Annotated in this window: 18 protein-coding genes; 9 read left to right on the forward strand and 9 right to left on the reverse strand. The window is 69.4% G+C overall.

Features of this window, described 5'->3' with window-relative positions; genetic code table 11:
- Nucleotides 1-126: 126 nt before the first annotated feature.
- Nucleotides 127-1,071 (forward strand): methionyl-tRNA formyltransferase, encoded by a 945-nt coding sequence (locus tag LR393_RS01570; protein ID WP_231481041.1) that lies wholly within the window; start codon nt 127-129, stop codon nt 1,069-1,071.
- A gap of 55 nt (nt 1,072-1,126) precedes the next feature.
- Here the strand turns inward: LR393_RS01570 and LR393_RS01575 are convergent, their stop codons facing one another.
- Together LR393_RS01575 and LR393_RS01580 are read right to left on the reverse strand one after the other, a co-directional pair.
- A complete protein-coding gene (locus LR393_RS01575) occupies nt 1,127-1,378 on the reverse strand; it encodes a hypothetical protein (protein ID WP_231481042.1) in 252 nt (83 codons plus the stop codon).
- Nucleotides 1,379-1,484: 106 nt separating this feature from the next.
- On the reverse strand, nt 1,485-2,099 hold the full coding sequence (locus tag LR393_RS01580; RefSeq protein WP_345718749.1) for a LysE family translocator: 615 nt from the start codon (nt 2,097-2,099) through the stop codon (nt 1,485-1,487).
- A gap of 127 nt (nt 2,100-2,226) precedes the next feature.
- Between LR393_RS01580 and LR393_RS01585 the strand changes: the two genes are divergently transcribed.
- Nucleotides 2,227-2,679: an Lrp/AsnC family transcriptional regulator gene (locus LR393_RS01585; protein WP_231481044.1), complete on the forward strand. Its 453-nt coding sequence runs from the start codon at nt 2,227-2,229 to the stop codon at nt 2,677-2,679.
- Between the two features lie 32 nt (nt 2,680-2,711).
- On the opposite strand, the gene LR393_RS01590 is transcribed toward LR393_RS01585, so the two are convergent.
- The 3 genes from LR393_RS01590 to LR393_RS01600 form a co-directional block, all read right to left on the reverse strand.
- A complete protein-coding gene (locus tag LR393_RS01590; protein ID WP_231481045.1) occupies nt 2,712-3,743 on the reverse strand; it encodes an endo alpha-1,4 polygalactosaminidase in 1,032 nt (343 codons plus the stop codon).
- Nucleotides 3,744-3,934: 191 nt separating this feature from the next.
- Entirely contained in the window at nt 3,935-4,333 is a 399-nt protein-coding gene (locus LR393_RS01595) for a hypothetical protein (RefSeq protein ID WP_231481046.1), read from the reverse strand.
- 43 nt (nt 4,334-4,376) lie between these two features.
- Complete coding sequence (locus LR393_RS01600) at nt 4,377-4,913, reverse strand: winged helix-turn-helix domain-containing protein (RefSeq protein WP_231481047.1); 537 nt, start codon at nt 4,911-4,913, stop codon at nt 4,377-4,379.
- A 346-nt stretch (nt 4,914-5,259) separates the two neighbouring features.
- Between LR393_RS01600 and LR393_RS01605 the strand changes: the two genes are divergently transcribed.
- Together LR393_RS01605 and LR393_RS36085 are read left to right on the forward strand one after the other, a co-directional pair.
- On the forward strand, nt 5,260-5,748 hold the full coding sequence (locus LR393_RS01605) for a hypothetical protein (protein ID WP_231481048.1): 489 nt from the start codon (nt 5,260-5,262) through the stop codon (nt 5,746-5,748).
- A gap of 112 nt (nt 5,749-5,860) precedes the next feature.
- Nucleotides 5,861-6,814, forward strand: coding sequence for an RICIN domain-containing protein (locus tag LR393_RS36085; RefSeq protein ID WP_231481049.1), 954 nt, complete (start codon nt 5,861-5,863; stop codon nt 6,812-6,814).
- Here the strand turns inward: LR393_RS36085 and LR393_RS01615 are convergent.
- Together LR393_RS01615 and LR393_RS01620 are read right to left on the reverse strand one after the other, a co-directional pair.
- Nucleotides 6,807-7,994: a glycosyltransferase gene (locus LR393_RS01615; protein WP_231481050.1), complete on the reverse strand. Its 1,188-nt coding sequence runs from the start codon at nt 7,992-7,994 to the stop codon at nt 6,807-6,809. The two genes, LR393_RS36085 and LR393_RS01615, sit on opposite strands and share 8 nt — an antisense overlap.
- Nucleotides 7,995-8,130: 136 nt before the next feature.
- On the reverse strand, nt 8,131-8,736 hold the full coding sequence (locus tag LR393_RS01620; protein ID WP_231481051.1) for a helix-turn-helix transcriptional regulator: 606 nt from the start codon (nt 8,734-8,736) through the stop codon (nt 8,131-8,133).
- Nucleotides 8,737-9,303: 567 nt separating this feature from the next.
- Between LR393_RS01620 and LR393_RS01625 the strand changes: the two genes are divergently transcribed.
- Complete coding sequence (locus tag LR393_RS01625; RefSeq protein ID WP_231481052.1) at nt 9,304-11,349, forward strand: glycosyl hydrolase; 2,046 nt, start codon at nt 9,304-9,306, stop codon at nt 11,347-11,349.
- A gap of 65 nt (nt 11,350-11,414) precedes the next feature.
- Here LR393_RS01625 and LR393_RS01630 read toward each other — a convergent pair whose 3' ends face one another.
- Nucleotides 11,415-11,561: a hypothetical protein gene (locus LR393_RS01630; RefSeq protein ID WP_231481053.1), complete on the reverse strand. Its 147-nt coding sequence runs from the start codon at nt 11,559-11,561 to the stop codon at nt 11,415-11,417.
- 348 nt (nt 11,562-11,909) lie between these two features.
- Between LR393_RS01630 and LR393_RS01635 the strand changes: the two genes are divergently transcribed.
- The 4 genes from LR393_RS01635 (at nt 11,910) to LR393_RS01650 (ending at nt 17,631) form a co-directional block, all read left to right on the forward strand.
- Nucleotides 11,910-14,375 carry a DUF2637 domain-containing protein gene (locus tag LR393_RS01635; RefSeq protein ID WP_231481054.1) on the forward strand — a complete coding sequence of 822 codons (2,466 nt, stop codon included), beginning with the start codon at nt 11,910-11,912 and terminating at the stop codon, nt 14,373-14,375.
- Nucleotides 14,376-14,461: 86 nt separating this feature from the next.
- Entirely contained in the window at nt 14,462-15,508 is a 1,047-nt protein-coding gene (locus tag LR393_RS01640; RefSeq protein WP_231481055.1) for a zinc-binding dehydrogenase, read from the forward strand.
- A gap of 266 nt (nt 15,509-15,774) precedes the next feature.
- The gene (locus LR393_RS01645) at nt 15,775-16,488 is read left to right on the forward strand and encodes a CDP-alcohol phosphatidyltransferase family protein (RefSeq protein ID WP_231481056.1); all 714 of its coding nucleotides are present in this window, start codon (nt 15,775-15,777) and stop codon (nt 16,486-16,488) included.
- 288 nt (nt 16,489-16,776) lie between these two features.
- Nucleotides 16,777-17,631: a DMT family transporter gene (locus LR393_RS01650; RefSeq protein WP_231481057.1), complete on the forward strand. Its 855-nt coding sequence runs from the start codon at nt 16,777-16,779 to the stop codon at nt 17,629-17,631.
- A 4-nt stretch (nt 17,632-17,635) separates the two neighbouring features.
- Here LR393_RS01650 and LR393_RS01655 read toward each other — a convergent pair whose 3' ends face one another.
- A complete protein-coding gene (locus LR393_RS01655; RefSeq protein WP_231481058.1) occupies nt 17,636-18,016 on the reverse strand; it encodes a hypothetical protein in 381 nt (126 codons plus the stop codon).
- Nucleotides 18,017-18,062: the final 46 nt, after the last annotated feature.

Raw genomic sequence — 18,062 nt, forward strand, 5'->3', positions numbered from 1 at the left:
GCACCGATCGTGCGCGTCATCGCAATGAGTGCACCAAAGCCGTAATTTCTTAGGTGAGGCTACCCTAACGAACGATGGGATGACATAGTCCAGACCGAGACAAAAACCGCTTCTGCAGGAGGCTTCGTGCGGATTGTCATGTTCGGTTATCAGACGTGGGGTCATCGCACGCTCAGCGCCCTCATCGCCTCCGGGCACGAGGTGGTCCTGGTGGTCACCCACCCGCGGAGCGAGCACGCCTACGAGAAGATCTGGAACGACAGCGTGGCCGATCTGGCCGCCGAGAACGGCATCCCGGTGGTGATCCGGAACCGGCCCGATGCCGGGCTTCTCGAGCAGTTGCGGGCGGTTGTGCCCGATCTGATCGTGGCGAACAACTGGCGCACCTACATCCCGGAGGAGATCTGGTCGCTGCCGGCGCACGGCACGCTGAACGTGCACGACTCGCTCCTGCCCGCCTACGCCGGGTTCTCGCCGCTCATCTGGGCACTGATCAACGGTGAGCCGGAGGTGGGGGTGACGGCCCACATGATGAACGAGACGCTGGACGCGGGGCCGGTCGTCGTGCAGAGGTCGGTTCCGGTGGGGCCGCGCGACACCACCACCGATCTCTTTCACAAGACGCTCGATCTGATCGAGCCGATCCTGCTGGAGAGTCTGGAGACCATTGCCGCGGGCCGCACCGACTTCACCCCTCAGGACCGTTCGGGGGCCAGCTTCTTCCACAAGCGCTCGGACGAGGACAGCCGCATCGACTGGACCTGGTCGGCGGCCGAACTTGACCGTCTGGTGCGGGCGCTCAGCGATCCGTACCCGAATGCCTACTGCTACTACAAGGGCGAGCGGCTGCGGATCACCGGGGCCCAGGTCTCCACCGAGCACTACGGGGGCACACCGGGCCGCATCTTCTACCGGGAGGGCGACGGTGTGGTGATCGTTGCCGGGGCGAACGCCCGCACCGGCCGGGCGAACGGCCTGCGGGTGGTGCGGGTGCGGACCGATGACGGCGTCGATCATCTGGCCACGGACTTCTTCACGACCATGGGCGGCTACCTGACGTCCCATCCCTAGGTTCCCTCATACGCACGATCACGAAGGGGTTGGGGGGCTGGGACCAGGCCGTCCATCAGCGGGCGTAAAGGCCTCCCGTGCCCAGAAGTTCGTCGTGCGTGCCCGGCCCGGCCACCCGGCCCGCCTCCATCACCACGATCAGATCGGCGGTGGCGGCCCGGGTGAGCCGGTGCGCGACCACGACCGCGGTGCGTCCGGTGAGGGCTTGCCGGGCCGAGCGTTCCAGCAACCGGGCGCCGGCCCGGCCTCCTCGCCCCGACCACCGCGATCCGGTGGCCGGGCGGAACGGTGAGATCCACGTCTTCAAGCACCGGGTGGCCGTCCAGACAGCTGTGGCTGACCTTTCGATCATTGATCGCGGCGGTGCCGGTCCGGGGGGCGCCGGTGGACCGGGCCCAGCGCCGGGCTGTCCTCTAGAGAAGTGCCTCGACCAGGAGCCCGATGGCGATCCCGGTCATGGCCACGCCCGAGCACCGGGCCACGATCCGGGCCGCCGTGGGCCGGGCCCGCAGCACCGCGCGCGATCCCGTGCCCACGCCGGTGTAGACCAGCGCGCACATCAGGATGTGCAGGCAGCCGAGCGTGAGCAGTTGCAGGGTCAGCGGCCAGCCGGCCCCGGGATCGGTGAACTGCGGCAGCAGGGCCAGGAACAGCAGCAGGGCCTTGGGGTTGGAACCGCTGATCATCGCGCCGCGCCCGGCCTGGTTCAGCCACGAACCCTCGGACGACCCGGAACCGGCCTGCGGGGTGGGCGGATCCAGCACGGTCGAGACGCCCAGGTAGCCCAGGTAGGCGGCCCCGGCCAGGGTCAGGGCCGGTAGCGCGCCCGGGGTGCCGGCGATCAGCGCGGCGGCCCCGGCGGCGACGACCACGGTGATGGCCAGGTAGCCCGCGAGCAGCCCGGAGATCGCCGGCACCAGCGACCGGTGGCGCAGCCCGGCCGAGATCGCGTAGGCCCAGTCGGCCCCCGGGGTGAGCACAAGCAGGGCCGACACTGCCCAGAACCCGGCAATCATCCCGAACCTCATGTGGTGCCTCGACTTTCCACGTCACGACGGCACCGTTGTGCCGACCTGAGGAAAGTACAGAGAATTCCGCGGGAAGTGCTGACCGGATCTGGCCCTGTTCGAGCCCGGATGGGGAAAGAATCAGGCCGTGGACGCTCTTGATCGCGAGATTGTTGCGCAGCTCCAGGCCGACGGCCGGCTGACGCTCACCGAGCTGGCCGATCGGGTCGGCCTGACCGTCTCGCCGTGCCACCGACGGCTACGGGCGCTGGAGCGCGACGGGGTGATCACCGGTTACACCGCCCAGATCGACCCGGCCAGCGTCGGCCTGGGGTTCGAGGCCCTGGTGTTCGTCACGATGACCGAGAGCGGGGCCCGCACCGTGGCGGCGCTGGAGGAGGCGCTGGCCGGCATCCCGAACGTGCTGCTGGCCCAGCGGCTGTTCGGCAGCCCCGACTACCTGCTGCGGGTCGTGGCCGAAGACCTGAGTGCGTTCCAGCGGCTCTACGACGACCAGCTGGCCACCTTGCCCGGGGTGCAGCGGCTGAACTCCACGCTGGTGATGAAGAGCGTGGTGGAGGGACGTGGGCTGCCCCTGTAGCCGCTGGAACAGAGGCAGCCCACGTCATCGGGTCAGCAGTTCTCGTAGTAGTACTTCGAGTTGCCCGACGCCACCACGTTGCGGTCGCGCAGGATCACCGAGATGTTCTTGCCCTGGGCCGCGCAGGCCTTGGTGTAGGCCGACTTGCCGTTGTCCGTGTACTCGACCTCGTACACCTGGTCACCGTAGATGTTGGTGTAGGCGCCGCACTCGCTCCAGACCTGGCACTCCTCGGCCACCGCGAAGTCGAAACCGGCGGTCGTGGCTTCGCTCTTGGTGATGTCGGCGGTGTTCTTCTGGGCGATCGCCAGACCCTTGTCGTGAGCCCGCTGGGTGAGCAGCTTGGCGAAGGCGAGGTTGTCCGCCTTGGTGAGCAGATCGTCCGAACGCGTGTAGGTGTCCAGGTTGTCGGGCTCCACCGCGTCGAAATCGGCTGCCGCGCAGCCATCGATCCAGCCGCCCACAATGTCTGCGAGCGCTGTGCGCTTGGCCGCCGTCGAGGTGTCGAGCAGGAACTCGCCCCACTCGGAGTCCTCGACGTACTCGCCGTCCTTCTTCAGCAGCAGGTCGTCGTGGCTACCCGTCCAGAAGCTGGCCTCACTGGGCTGGGTCTGGAAACTGTTGACGTAGCAGATGTTGTACTTGCCGCTCACCGGCTTCGACTCGCGGTCACGGTCCACGATCTTCACCGACGAGACCGGGGTGTAGGCCCCGCCGATCTGGTAGTCGAACTGCCCGTTCACCGGCGGCAGGGTGACATCGCCGGCGGCCGCGGAGGCCGTGGTGGTGGACGTGGTGGTGGAGGTGGACGTCGTGGCGGACGCTGAGGTGGTGGTCGAGGTCACGGCCGGCGCTTGCGTCGCCGGTGCCTCACCGGTGGGCGTGGAGCTGGGCGACGCCGTCGCGGTGGCCGTGGGTTTCGGGTGTCGTTTCGGGTGCTCGTGGCTCCGGTTCCCGTGGTTGGCCGCGCTCGCGACCGTGAACGATCCGACTCCGAGAAGGACGACCAGGGCGCTCGCGGAGGCCACGGCCACCCGACGCCGGCTCGTGCGCTTGATGCTCATGCTCGCTCTTCGTTCCTCACTGCGAAGCATCCCGCCTCGGGCTCACCCCTGGCGACCAGTGCCGGACCGACCACACTGCGTGCGGTACGCCGGCTGAATGCTCCGTAACGGCCCCGAACCTAGAAAACCGAGTGAGTGCGGAGTGTTAAAAATCGCCTAGGCTTTCGTATGGTTCGGGGCCGCTGTACGGGTCAGTCCCGCCCGAAGAGCCTCAGCTCGCCGATGAGTTTCTCGGCCGATTCAAGGATCTCCTGCGCGGTGGCTATGCATTCGAACGTTTCGTCCAGGGAGGAACCGTCACCCGGCCGTTCTGGATACTCAAGTTCGTTGCGCCGCCGCCGTATTGCGCCGAAGTTGCGGAACCCGGAGCCGAACTGGGCCCTGAGCGCGCGATCCACCACGTAGTGTCCGCCCTTGCTGGTGGGGCGTAGTCCTTGCTGGATGGGTAAGGCCGTGCCCGCAGTCCGGGCGGCGTCGTAGGCCAGGACGAAAGCCGAGTCCGGATCCTGTTCGGCCAAGGTCCGGGCGCTTTTCAGGGTCGTCGTAGCCTTGGCCATGAGCGCGCTGCCGTCGGCGGCCCCACCGCTCAACTGCTGAAGTTCCCCCGATGCGATGAAGCCCTCGATCTCGGCCTCACCGTACTTCCACCGTGCCGTCGTTGCTTCCCCCGTTGTCGATCAATGTTGTGAACGGAGATTCCCGGATCTGGGAGATCAGGAAATCGGCACGATCTTCCCATTGCTCGCGGGTGCGGATGACCGGGTTGACCTCGAGCCCGATCCGGTGCTGCGCGCGGTCGGCGGCGTCGTACACGTCTGCGCGCCGGACCCGGCCGACCACGAGAACGTCGACGTCGTGCGGGGGTGGGCCGCTCTGCCCGGCATGGCGAGCCGCCCAGGAACCGAAGATCAGGACCTTCTCGGCGCCGATCGAGGAGAACTCCTCCTCGACCACGACGCGTGGACCGAACGTCACCTCCAGCAGGCGGGCCAGCGGCTCGGCCGCGGGGTGATCGGAGGCTGCTCTCAGCACGCGGTTGCGGCCCAGGGTGCGGCTGATGACGAGTCCCGCCGTCTCGAGGCGCTTTACCTCTCGGTGCAGAGTGGTCAGGGGTACGTTGAGGCGCAGGGCGAGTTCGGACAGGCCGTACTCCTGCTCGGGATGCAGCATGAGACACATCAGCAGGTCGGCTTGGTGCTGTGACCGGAACACAGGCAACAGAGGAGGGCCCTCACTACGCATAGATGGAATATATCTTCCATCTAAGGGAAGTCCGAGACGTGGCGCTGATGCAGGTCGAGCTTCGGGGCGGGCCCGGAGGCAGGGTGCTGTGGGTGGTCGACAAGGCCTTCGTGCGCGGTGAAACGGCCAGTCGCCAGCGGGATTCTGTGCTCAGCGGATCCGGGCGCCGGTTGGCTGGGCGGTCTGTGGCAAGGTCCGGGGTGGCGCGATGAACTCCAGTGCCCCCGTCGTCCGTACCCCTGGGTGAGGATCGCCCACGGACGGAGCTTCACGCATGGATCACGAGCAGCGGGCCCTACGGCGTGAAGAGTCCCGGCGGCCGGAGCAGCGGGTCGCGAGGCGCCGGGCCGGCCGGGAGTACGAGGTCGGGGAGTCGGACGCGTTCCTGGCGGTACCCGACGTGCCGGACATCGACTCGATGCTGTCGGGGATCGGGCGGATGGAGCACGCGGAGGTCGCGAGCGACCGTCCGGCGCCGGGTGGCGTGCTGTGTGTGCTGTTCCGGGACATCAACTTCGGTGGTCCACGTCTGGCGGTCCCGTCGGAGAGCGGCGTGGTGCAGGGCGACGGCAGTGTGCTGATCGAGCTGGACGACTACTGGCGTGTCAACCTGACGGCGATCCAGCCCGGCACCATGAGCTACTGGAAGGCCGAGCTGATCCCGAGGGTGGCGCACCTGCGCCGGCGTCCGGTGCGGCTGCCGATGTCGATGACCCCGGACGGCTACAACGACCTGATCGGTGCCCTGCGGCTCTTCCGGTGAGGCGGTCCGACGGTGCTGGAACGGCCGTGAACGGACCCTGGCACCGCACCTTTCACAGATGGTGACATCAGGCCGTTTCCACAACCCCCTGAGAGGTGCAAAGGTGGGTTCCGTGGAGACCCGTCAACTGAGTTCCGAAGAGCACACGGAGAGTGAGCTTGATCTGGGTGAAGCTCTTTCGCCCGGACCGGAACCGGAATCGGACCGGCGTCTTCCGCTCGGCGTCTCCTCACGCGGCCTGCGGGGCGCGGCGGCGGTGCTCGGGTTCGTGACCGTCGTGGTCTGCGCCGTCGTCGGTGGCTCGATGGCGGTCGACTCGGTCGCCCGGTTCGACGACGGGCGCAACGACGGTGCCTCCGCCCTGCTCAAGAACCAGCAGCTGGATGCCCAGCTGCCCGATCCGGTGACGGACACGGACGACACCACCACGATCGACAGCGACAAGGCGTCGCCCACGCCCAAGGCCTCGCCGAGTTCCCCGGCCGCTACCAAGAAGGCGGCGGCGTCCGGTGAGAAGGTCGGCAGCGGGGGGAATTCCGGTAACGGCGCGAGCACCGAGCGCAAGCAGGTGAATCAGGTCGCCGACCGGAAGCCGGCCACCCCGAGGATCCGTCAGGCCGCCCCGCTCGCCGAGATGGGCGTCATCAAGAACCTCAGCACCGGCTTCTGCGTCGACCTGATGGGCGCGGACGTGCCGGAGGCCGGCGCCGCGGTCAGTCAGTACGACTGCATCCCCGGTGTCGGCGACAACCAGGACTTCCAGCTGGTCGAGCAGTACGGGCAGTACCTGATCCGCAACCTCAAGACGAACTACTGCCTCGACCTGCCCGGTACCGGTGCGGTCGGCGAGAGCACCGGCGTGCTGGCGAGCCCCTGCCAGGCCGGGGAGTCGGACAACCAGATGTTCCGGGCCCGGCCGCAGGGTGGCGGCTACTACCTCGTGAACGTGAAGAGCGGTCTGTGCCTGGACGTCTCGAACACCAACGGTGGTAACAAGAACGCCGGTCAGGCCCTGACCCTGTTCCCCTGCACGCCGGACGACGACCACATCTGGACCGTCAGCTAGGTGTACTGACCCCGAGGGACCGGCGGGAAATTCTTGTCCGGTCGATCTTTTCGGTGCCGGTCGGGGGTGTCAGCCGGATCCGGGCCGGGCGGATGCGAGGACCCGGGTCGACGGTGCGGGCGATCGTCTCGGCCACGTCCGGCGCGCTCGGCATCGCGGCCATCTCCTGCTGCACCCGCTCGGCGTTCGCGCGGTACCAGGGGTTGCCCATCACCTCGGCCATGACCGACCGCAGCTTCAGGGTGTCGAGGTGCTTCAGCTGACCGGGCGGCACCAGAACCGCGACGCCGCAGCCGGCCCGCTGGGTCAGGACCGCCTCGACGAACTGGCCCGGGCCCAGCGGCAGCACGGCCAGCGGGATGCCCTGGGAGAGCAGGTTCAGCACGGTCTCGCCCCCGCCGTGCACGAGTGCTGCCCCGACCTGACCGATCCGGTCGGACGAGGGCCGGAAGGCCGCCCGGGTGACGTACTTCGAGAGGGGTGAGGTGGTGGCGAGGCTGTTGCTGCGCACCACGATCTCCGGATGCCGGCCGGTGGTGAGACCGTTCAGGACCCGGTGCACGGTGCTGCGGTCGCCGAAGTGCGCACCGAGGGCCACCACCACGCGAGGACGCCGGCCCGCCGGTGGGAGCGGTTCGCGCCCCTCACGGCGCGGGGCCCGGAGCGTCAGCGCGGTCACCCCCGCCGGCACCGGCCACGCCCCCAGGGCCTCGGGGCGGGTGTTGATCATCCACTGACCGGCGGGAACGGTGCCCGGGGGAGTGAGGCGGTGGCGGGTGAACCAGTTCGTGACGCTGCCCGTGAGGGCACTGACGTAGTCGGCCGGGGCCGCCGGGCCGTTGGCCACCGTCGCCAGCGGGCGACGCAACGCCTGGGCGACGAAAACGCCGGTGAAGTCGTAGGGTTCGTTGATCACCAGATCGGGGCGCCAGTTCTGGGCCAGATGCAGCGAACGCTCACCGTGGGCCTCCAGGCGGGAGGCGGCGGCCCCGGGACCCTGCAACAGGTCGCCGGCCGGGCCGCTGTGCAGATGGGCGAAACCCAGTTCCTGTACGGCCGGCCCCGGAAGACACGGAGAGAGAAAAGCGATCCGGTCACCGCGCGCGGCGAAGGCCCGGGCGAGCGGCAGGAGCGCCGACGACCGGCCCGTCAGTGGGGCGGCGGAGAACAGGACCCTCATCGCCGTCAGAATAGCGATCCGGGCAGAGGATTTCGCCCCTCTGGAGAAGTTCGTCCCGGTGTCGTGAGGGCCTCACCGGGGCGCGGGCGGAGGGGGTGAGCGCCGCGCCCCGGCGGGCCGATCGGGGGAGGGCCGGTCAGATCAGCCCGGTGCGGATGGCCTGGGCCACGGCGTGGGCCCGGTTCCGCAGGCTGTGACGCGTCATCAGGCCCGCCAGCACGTACTTGATCGTGCGTTCGGAATAGTTCAGCCGCCGGGCGATCTCGGCGTTCTCGAACCCCTGCGCGACCAGGGTGAGCACCGCGACCTCGCGCTGGTCGAAGTCCGCCGGGTACTCCGGCCCGGCCGTCGGCACGCCGCGGCCGGCCGAGGTGGCGGAGCGGAGCGTCGCGGCGAAGCGGTCCTGGGTGAGCCGGCCGCGGGGTGCGACGGTGCAGTTGGACGGGTTGATACCGGCGGGCAGGCGGACGCCCTCGATCTGGTCGAGGAACAGCACGACGGGTGTCCCGGGTCTCAGTTCCAGTTGCTGGACCTGCTGGAACAGCAGTTCCGAGGCCGCCCCGGCGACCGCCACCAGGAGATCTGCGTGCCGGGCCCGCCGGGCCGGCATCAGGCTGAACTCCTCGCCCTGCCGCAGTAGCTCGATCACGCCCAGCTCGTCCAGGCGGTCAGGAGCCAGCACCACGACCTGCGAGGGCGGCGCCTCACGGCCCGGGTCCACCATGACGGACTGTGCCGTCATCTCACGATGCGTCTGCAACCTCCGAGCCCTTTCGCTGGTCTGCCCCTGAGCAGGGTGCGGGAGTGCACCCTTGTCACTGTGCTCCACGGGCAGGACCCGGATCGCGTTCACGATGCACCGATTGCACGTTTGAACATTGATTGTCGGGCATGGGAAATCTGGAATGGTTCGGCCGTCGGTGCGGGATTCATTCCTCGGCCTTCCCGGCGCCACCTTCCGGCGGCCCGCCGTTCCGGAGGGTTACGTGCGCTCACCGGTGTCCTGGCGTGAAGTGAGGGCGCTGAGTGCCGCCGCCGAGGCGATCCGGGTGCCCGTGCAGCCGTGTGAGGCGCTGATCGAGGCATCTGGTGGGCATGAATTAACCCAGAGGGACGGCGTTGACCTGCCCGGTCGGCGTCGTCCTTCGGTGATTACTGATAGCGAGGTCAAATCTTCCTCAAGCAAGCGAATCGGGCTCTCCGGGCAGATACGATTTCAGTACGTAATCATTCGTCGTTCCGGCAGCAGGCAAGATCGTTCTCGCGATCTTCTTGTGGCGCAGCCGGAGCAGGAGGCCGGTGCCCGTTCATGCCTGATCGTCCCTCGCACCCGTACGGGCTGGCCCCCGACGAGGAGCTGAACGCTCCTTCCTCCCGTCCCGAAGCGACGCGCGCCGAGGCCCGCACCCGTCGGCAGACCGGGTCGCGCCGGCCGGTGCCCTCCTCGGCGTCGACCGGGCGACCGGTTCCGGCAGTGGCCGGGCGACCGGCCCAGTCCCGCCGTGAGGCCCGGGCGCAGCAGCGTCTGACGGAGACCGCGCAGAATCAGCGGATCCAGGAAGACCTGCACAACCGTGATCAGGGTTCGGGTGGGGCGCCGGCGGAACATCAGGCAGCCACCGACGTTTGGGCTCCGCCGGGCCATTGGTCCGGGGAGAGCGATGTGCGCTCGGCACGGCCTGAGGGTGCGACGCGCGGGCCGGTGGACACGCGGGGTCGGTCACGGGGTCGCGGTGAGTCGTTCGGGCCGGGTGGATCGTTCGGTCGGGGCGCGTCGTTCATTGAAGACGAGTCGCTCGGTCAGGGTGGGCTGCTCGGTCAGGACGAACTGGCCGGCCCGGGTGGGCAGGCGGATCGAGCTGGTCAGGGTCGGGCTGGTCGGGTCGGTCCGGTAGCGGCAGCGGCAGCGGGTCCGGCCGAGTCGCTCAGCCAGGGTTCGGCGCGTGGCCGGTCAGGGCCCGTGGGTGACACGGTGCCCGTGGGCGATCCGGAGCTCGAGGGCGGTGCGGCCCGTGACGGTGGTGCCCGCCGTGAGGTGCACGCCCTGGGCAATGTGAGCCGTCCGCCGAGTCGCCGGTCGCGTCGTGATGTCGAGCAGGGCCGTCGGGCCGAGCGCTCCCGCAAGCCGCGTCTGATCCAGATCGCCGGTGGCGCGGTCGCCGTGCTGGCCGTGCTGGGTGGTGTGGTGGTCGCGATCGACCGGATCCCCGGCGACAAGACACCGGAGAACGCCGCGGCGCTCGCCTCCACGGTCAGTGCCTCGACGTCGGCGTCACTCGACATCGGTCAGACCGCGCCCACCGCCACTCCTTCGGCGAAGGCCACGCACGCGAAGAAGAAGACCGCGAAGGTCGTGAAGAAGGCCGAGACCAAGGCGGCCGAGAAGGTCGCGACGGTGACCAGGAAGAAGGCCGCGACCACGACTTCCGCGGCCGGCACTTATGCCTCGTCCTCGGTGAAACTTGGTGTGTTCCGCGGAACGTCACCGTCCGAGGTGGCGTCGTTCGGCAAATGGCTGGGGAACGACGTCGACTACGCGATGGACTTCTCCAGTCGCACCTCGTGGGACGAGATCTCCGACCCGAGCTACATGCTGGACACCTGGAAGGGGTCCGGCTACCGCATGATCTACGCCACCGCGATGCTGCCCACCCAGGACGACTCGGCGACCATGGCCGCCGGCGCGAACGGGGAGTACGACCAGTACTTCAAGACGCTCGCGAAGAACCTGGTGGCGGCCGGTCAGGGCGACGCGATCCTGCGGCTGGGCTGGGAATTCAACCTGAGTGCCTCCCGCTGGCACCCGGACACGAAGGCGAACTTCATCAACTACTGGCAGCACATCGTCAAGGCGATGCGCTCGGTGCCGGGCACGGACAACCTCGCGTTCGACTGGAACCCGAACATCGGCGGCGAGGTCTACGACTCGACGAACTACTACCCGGGTAACGCGTACGTCGACTACATCGGTATCGACACCTACGACATCTCCTGGGTGGAGGGTTCTTACCCGTTCCCGAGCAGCTGCGGCGCCGCCTGCAAACAGGAGCGCCGCGAGGCGGCCTGGGAGAGCACGCTCAACGGCACGTTCGGCCTGAACTTCTGGTCGGACTTCGCCAAGAGCAAGGGCAAACCGATGGCGCTGCCGGAGTGGGGCCTGTGGGAGCGTCCCGACGGTCACGGCGGTGGTGACAACGCCTATTACATCCAGCAGATGCTCGACTTCATCTACGACCCGTCCAACAACGTGGGCTACCAGTCGTACTTCGAGTTCAACGTGGGCAGCAGCGGCACCCACATGCTGGAGACCCACACCACCGCAGGCGCGCAGTTCAAGAAGCTGCTCGGGAAATAACCCGAAAAAGCCGGCCCGAAGACGCCCGCCGCCCGCGTGAGCGGGGCCGGTGGGCGTCCTTCATTTCAGCTCTTCCGCAGTACGCCTTCGGTCGCTGACACGGCGAGCGCGGGCGTGCGCACCGGCGCGTCACCCAGGGCCTCGTCGACGGCGCTCAGGATGTCGGGCGTGAGGTCGATGCCGACGGCGGAGGCGTTGGCGTTGGCGTGCACCTGTTCCGGGCGGGAGGCACCGGTGATGGCCGAGACTGCGGCTGCCAGGAGACGAACAGGCCGGGTCCGGCGACCTCGATGCCCGCGTCGAAGGCGGCCTCGGTGCAGGGCCGGGTCTGCTCCTGGGCGATGCCCCCGGCGAACGTGAGCCAGGAACCGAGCGAGATCTCCGACACCTCGAGATCCGAGCGGCCGAGCTCGCGGTAGCGCACGGTGGTCCCTTTCCCCTGGGGACAGAGCCTTTACGGTTCGAATCACCGTGTCACACCGGGTGTTCGGCTGGACACGCGGGAAGTCCGCGGCTGCCGTCGGATGACAGGGCCCCTGCCGAGCCGACAGCATGGGGCCGTGCTCAATCAGCCCAGCCCCGACCTGCGGCCCGAGAACGAGCTCACGGGTGACGCCGCGAACGATGCTGCCGACCTGGCCCGGCAGGCACGCCGCCTGAGCATGTGGGCGCGTGTCGTGCTGGTACCGGTCGCCGTCATCGGCGCGGTTCTGTCGTACCAGAGCCTGTACAAGGCGGCCCTGCCCACGTTCGGCCCCTACCTGGCCGCGGGCTTCCCGTTGCTGGTCGACCTGCTGATCCTCGGCGCGTCGCTGCAGTACGTGGCCGGTGCCAAGATCGGCCGCCCGATGACCGGATGGCGCCTGACCGCGCACTGCGGTGTCGCCGGGACCCTGGTGCTCAACGCCCTGGCCGCGCGCGAGCTGGGCGAGGTGCCGTGGCATGTCACCGCCCCCGCGGTGTGGGCGGTGCTGGTGGAACTCACGGGCAAACAGGTGCTCGGGCAGTGGAAGGCCGTTCATCACGGCCCGGCCGCGTCGATCGCGCCGTCACTGTGGTTGTCGGCCCCGGTCGAGTCGGTGCGCACGCGCCTGCTGATGGCCCGCACCGGGGTGGCCGACGCCCACCAGGCCCGGATCGGCGTCGGCACTGCGGCCGCCGCCCGCGAGGCGCTGAACCTGTCGTTGCCGCGCCGCGTCAGCCCGCGCAAGGACGCCAAGCGCGTCCGCCGGGTCGTCAACCGCCAGCTACGCGCGGGCAGCCTGCCGCCGTCCGCGGTGCTCGACGCCGTCGGCTGGACCAACCCCGAGAAACTGCCCGACCGGAGCCCTGAATCGATCCTGCGGGCGGTGGTGCAGACCATTCTGCGGGGGCCCGGTCACCACGAGATGGAGGACGATCCGCACACCGCAGCGGTCGGCTCACGAACCGTGCGGGGCGAGGATGAGAGTGCGAAAGGGATGACCCGGGGCCGGTCGGCTCGGCCGGGGGACCGGTCGGACGAGTCTTCGGATGAGTCGTCTGGGCCGGGCGGGTTCTCCGGGGCGGGCCGGGGTGTGGCCGGTGAGTACGCCGGGTCGAACGAGGGCCCGTCGAACGCCATGGTGCCGGGCGCTGCGACGCCGCCGGACGGGAACGCTGTTCCGGCGTGGGCGGAGCAGGGTGAGTACCCCGGACAGCTCGTGCCTGGGCCGGGTGGTCATGCCGGGACGGTTGTGGCGGGGCCGGCCGGTCAGGTGGAGCGGTACGGGCGGACAGAATCTCGGCCGGGGGAGTACGTCGAGTCCAACGGGTACGCCGGATCGGTGGTGGTGCCGCCCCGGGGCGAGTTCCGGGACCGGAGCGGGCTGGAGCCGGGTGAGCGTGGTGGGCGCCGCACAGCTGCCGTCGGCGCTCAGCCTGCCGGAGCCGTTCACGCTGGAACTGCTCACGCTGGAACTGCTCAGCCGGCGGCCTCGGGTGAGTCGTCCTCCGCCGGTCAGGTCGTGCAGGAGCACTCGCCGCGGGTGCCGGAGCCTCAGTTCGGGCAGCAGACCCAGTTCGCGCGGGGAGCCCGGTTCGCGTATGAGCCGCAGCGCACGGCCCAGTTCGCCCAGGCGTCGCAGCAGTCCAGCCCTCAGACGGCGCCGGGTTCGCCGTACGCCGCCGGTCGGGCGGACCGCGTCCACGTCGGTGGAACCGGTGCTCCGACGGAGAACGCGGAAGCACCGGGTTCGGCGTGGCCGGCCTCCGACCAGGGCGTGGACGAGAACGGTGGGGCACCGACCCGGCCGGTGCCGGGTGCCGTGGCCCGCGGTTCGTTCCGGCCTGCCTCCTACACGGTGGACGGGACGGCCGTCCCGGTGAGCTCTTACACCCCCGGGTCCGCCCCGACGCAGCGTTCCTCACGTCCGGCGACGGCCGAGGGCGACATCCGGGCCGACATCCGGGCCGACGAGGGAACCCGGCCGGTTCCGGAGCCCGGGCAGCGGCCGTCCTGGCCGGCGGCGGAGGAGCCCCCGGTCGTCCGGGAGCCCCGGCCCGCGCCGAAGCCGTCGCAGCGACCTTCCTGGCTGGTGTCCGACGGTGAGGCCGCCGACTACGACTACGACGCCATCGGTGACCAGGCGCCCGACTACGAGGCCATGGGGGACGAGGTGCCCGACTACGAGGCCCCCGACCTCCCGGTGAGCCGGGCGACTCAGGAGACCCAGCGCGTCCATCAATCGGCGTCGACACACCGTGACCCCACCCCGGCGACGACCCAGAGCCACACCATCATCCTGCCGGACGCCTACGGCGCCGAGGGCGAGGACGAGGACCTGTCCCCGACGGCGCCCACCCGCGTCCGCAAAGGGCGGATGACCCTGCAGCAGCAGGAGGAGCGCCTGGCCGCGGCCATCCGCATCGTCCGTGACCAGCCCGACGTCACCGGCGGCCAGCTGTGCATCGAGCTGGCCAAACTCGGCTGGGACACCAGCAGTCGCACCGCGAGCCGCATCCTCGTCGAGGCCCGGGAGGCACCGGCCCTGCGCGCCGTGCAGTAGCCGCACCGGTGGGGCCTGGCCCTCCGTGACCCGTGGGACGACGGCGGGCATGCTGGCATCTGGTCGTGGTTCAGAAGGAGCGAAACATGCTGGCAGTGGTGTTCGAGGCGTTCGGCGAGGTTCCCGGGGTGCGGGAGGTGCCGGAGCCCCAGGCCCCCGCCGGGGGTGTGGTGGTGGCCGTGGAGGCGACCGGGCTGTGTCGCTCGGACTGGCACGCCCTGGCCGGTCACGACGACGACGTGCGGTTGCCGCACGTGCCCGGGCACGAGTTCGCCGGTCGGGTGCACGCGATCGGCGAGGGCGTGACCGGTGTGGAGGTGGGGCAGCGGGTCACCGCGCCGTTCGTCTACGCCTGCGGGGTCTGTGAGCCGTGCCGCCAGGGGGACGGGCAGGTCTGCCTGGACCAGCGGCAGCCCGGCTTCACCCGCTGGGGCTCGTTCGCGCAGTACGTCGTGATCGAGCGGGCCGCCGTGAACCTGGTGCCGTTGCCCGACGAGGTGCCGATGGCAGTGGCGGCCGTTCTGGGCTGCCGGTTCGGCACCGCCTTCCGCGCGGTGACGCAGGTCGGCCGGGTGCGAGCGGGGGAGTGGGTGGCCGTGCACGGGTGTGGCGGCGTCGGGCTCTCCGCCGTCGCGGTCGCGATCGCCGCCGGGGCCCGGGTGGTCGCGGTCGACGTGTCACCCGGAGCGCTGGAGCTGGCCCTCTCGCTCGGGGCGGAGAAGGTGGTCGACGCGCGCGAGGTGAGCACCGACGTCCACCATCGCGTTCGGGATCTGACCGGAGGCGGCGCCCACGTCTCTCTCGACGCCCTCGGCAGTCACGCGACCTGTGTCAGCTCGATCCAGAGTTTGAGGACGAGGGGGAGGCACGTGCAGGTCGGTCTCCTCCCGCCGTCGCTGGGGCTCCCACCGGTGCCGATGCACACGGTGATCACCCGGGAACTGGAGGTTCTCGGTAGTCACGGACTGGCCGCCCACGCCTACCCGCAGTTGCTGGCGATGGTGGCGAGCGGTCGGCTGGACCCCTCGTCCATGATCACCACACACCTCACGCTGGAGCAGGCCGGACCGGCCCTGGCCGCCATGGCGGAGCGTCCGCCGCGGGGTGTGGCCGTGATCGACCCGCGTCTTTGAATTGCCCTGGTGATGGATGTGTACCCGTGAGAGGCCGGTCAGAGGTCTGGGAACAGGAGAGATGACCACGGGTAACGCAGATATGACCAGCAGGCAACGTCGGGCGGGCCAGGGCTCATGGGGACTGTGAGAGACTTTCAGCGCTCGAGCCTGTTCGGGCGAGATGCCCGTCCCATTCTTGATCCTGCCGCCCGGGGGTTCCGCTGACGACTCACGACGTCGCATTCGAGCCTTTCCAGGCATCGGCTCGACTCCGACTTGCCGGTATGGCCGTTCACCTTTACACCGCGAGCGGCACTGTTCTTGCGTTCCTCATGGTGATCGCGGCCTTCGACGGCGACGCGATCAGGGCCCTGTGGATCAGTCTGGCGGCGCTCGTCATCGACGGCACCGACGGCATGCTCGCCCGGCGTCTGCGGGTGAAGGAGACCATCCCGTCGTTCGACGGCGCGCGGCTCGACGACATCGTCGACTACATCACGTACGTCTTCGCGCCCGTGGTGCTGCTGTGGACCGGTGGCTACCTGCCCGAGGGCTGGGTCGGCGGAACGCTCGCTGCCCTGCCGCTGCTGGCCTCGAGCTACCAGTTCTGCCGGGTGGACGCGAAGACCGACGACCACTTCTTCCTGGGCTTCCCCAGTTACTGGAACGTGGTCGCCTTCTACGCGATCGTCGCGAGCCTCAGCCCGATGACCACCGGCATCATCCTGGTGATCTGCTCGGCGATGGTCTTCGTGCCGATCAAGTACATCTACCCGTCGCGCACCAAGATCTTCCGCAGCGCCAACCTGCTCTTCGCGGCGCTCTGGCTGGTGGCGTACGCGGTCATCCTGGCCCAGATGCCGGACGACCCGAACTTCATCATCATCTGGCTGTCGCTGCTCTACATCGCTTACTACGTGGTCAGCAGCGTGTACCTGACCCTCACGGGCACGTCACGCCGGCGCACGGTCACCCCGGAGACGGTCGAGGCCACCTGAGTCTCGGCAGACACTGAAAGGCCCGCCCGGATGCCCCCGGGCGGGCCTTTCGCTTTCTCGCGGGGGACGGGTGCGGTCGGAGAGGCCGACGCTGGGCAGGGAGCATCCAGCGGGACTCAGCAATTCTTCAAAGCCAGCCCACACCAGGGCAGTTCAAGATCTGTCCAACAAGAACGGCCAGAACCGATCGGCCCGGGAATACGTGCCGGCCCGCCGGGGCCGCGCGCGGGGCGCGCCCGCACAGCCACCTCCCTGCCAACGTCCAGAGTGACCTGGGAGAATGGCGTTGTGCTCCTCGGACTCGGTTCGGCCCTCGTCGCTGCCCTCATGTATGGGGTGGCCGCGATTCTTCAGGCGATTGCCGCCCGGGAGATCCCCCAAGGGGGTCTGACCCCGCGCACCGTCATCGATCTCCTCCGCCGCCGCATGCTGCTGGCTGCCATCGCCCTGATGATGTGCGGCTACGTGTTCCACCTGATCGCGGTGCGCCACGTGCCGCTGTTCCTCGCCCAGGCCGGTATCGCGGTGAGCCTCGTGGTCACCGCCCTGCTGGCCGTGCGCTACTTCCACGACCCGCTCAGCCGTCTGGAGTGGGCCGCCATCACCGCCGTCGTCGTGGGGCTCGTGCTGCTCTCCTCGGCCGCCGGTGACACCGGCACCACCCGGGCCACCTCGGCCCTCACCGGGTCACTCTTCACCGTGCTGTTCGGGATGGTCGTGGTGGCGCTCTTCGCGATCCGGTTCCACGGCTCCTTCGCCGCGGCCGTGCTCGGTCTGATCTCGGGCCTGGGCTACGCCGTGGTCGCGATCGCCTCCCGCCTGCTGCCCGACTTCGAGATCGGCGACCTGGTCACCTCGGCCTCGACCTACACCCTGGTGATCGCCGGCGTTCTCGCGTTCATCCTGTACTCCCTGGCCCTGCAGCGAGGTTCGATCACCGCCGCGACCACCGCCATGATCAGCACGCAGACCGTGGCTCCCACCGTGGCCGGCGTGGTGTTCCTCGGCGACCAGGTGCGTGACGGCTTCTGGCCGGTCGCGATCTTCGGGTTCGTGCTCACCGCGGTCGCCGCCGCCGTGCTCGTGCGGTTCGAGGGGGTCGGGGCGACTCCGTCGGACGACGAGGAGCCCGTGACCACCTGATCTTTCAGTTGAACGTGATGTCGCCGACGGTGTGGGCCTGGATCAGCCGGCCCACCTGGGCGTCGCCCGAGACGGAATTGTTGACGCCCCCGGCACCGGCGATCTGGATGTCACCGGTCGTCTTCTCGTGCCACTGACCCAAAGTCCGGGCGAACTCGGGATCGTGCGCCGCCGCGTCCACCATGCGCCCCGCCGCCACCTCGATCGCCGCGGGGGACCCGCCGGCGGCCGCCTCCAGGGCGGTCGTGGCCGGAGCCTCACGCCCCAGCAGACGCTGCGTAGTGGCGGTCAGGGAGTTCCACGCGCTCTTGCCCGCCTCGCCCGCCGCACTGCCGAGCAGCGTGGTCAGGAGGCCGGAGAGCGCGGTGACGGTGAGCGGGTCCATCGAGACTCCCGGAGGCGATATCGGCTTCATCATCCCAGTTGTGCCC

It is taken from the genome of Kineosporia mesophila (genome assembly GCF_021129235.1).
GTDB lineage: Bacteria > Actinomycetota > Actinomycetes > Actinomycetales > Kineosporiaceae > Kineosporia > Kineosporia mesophila.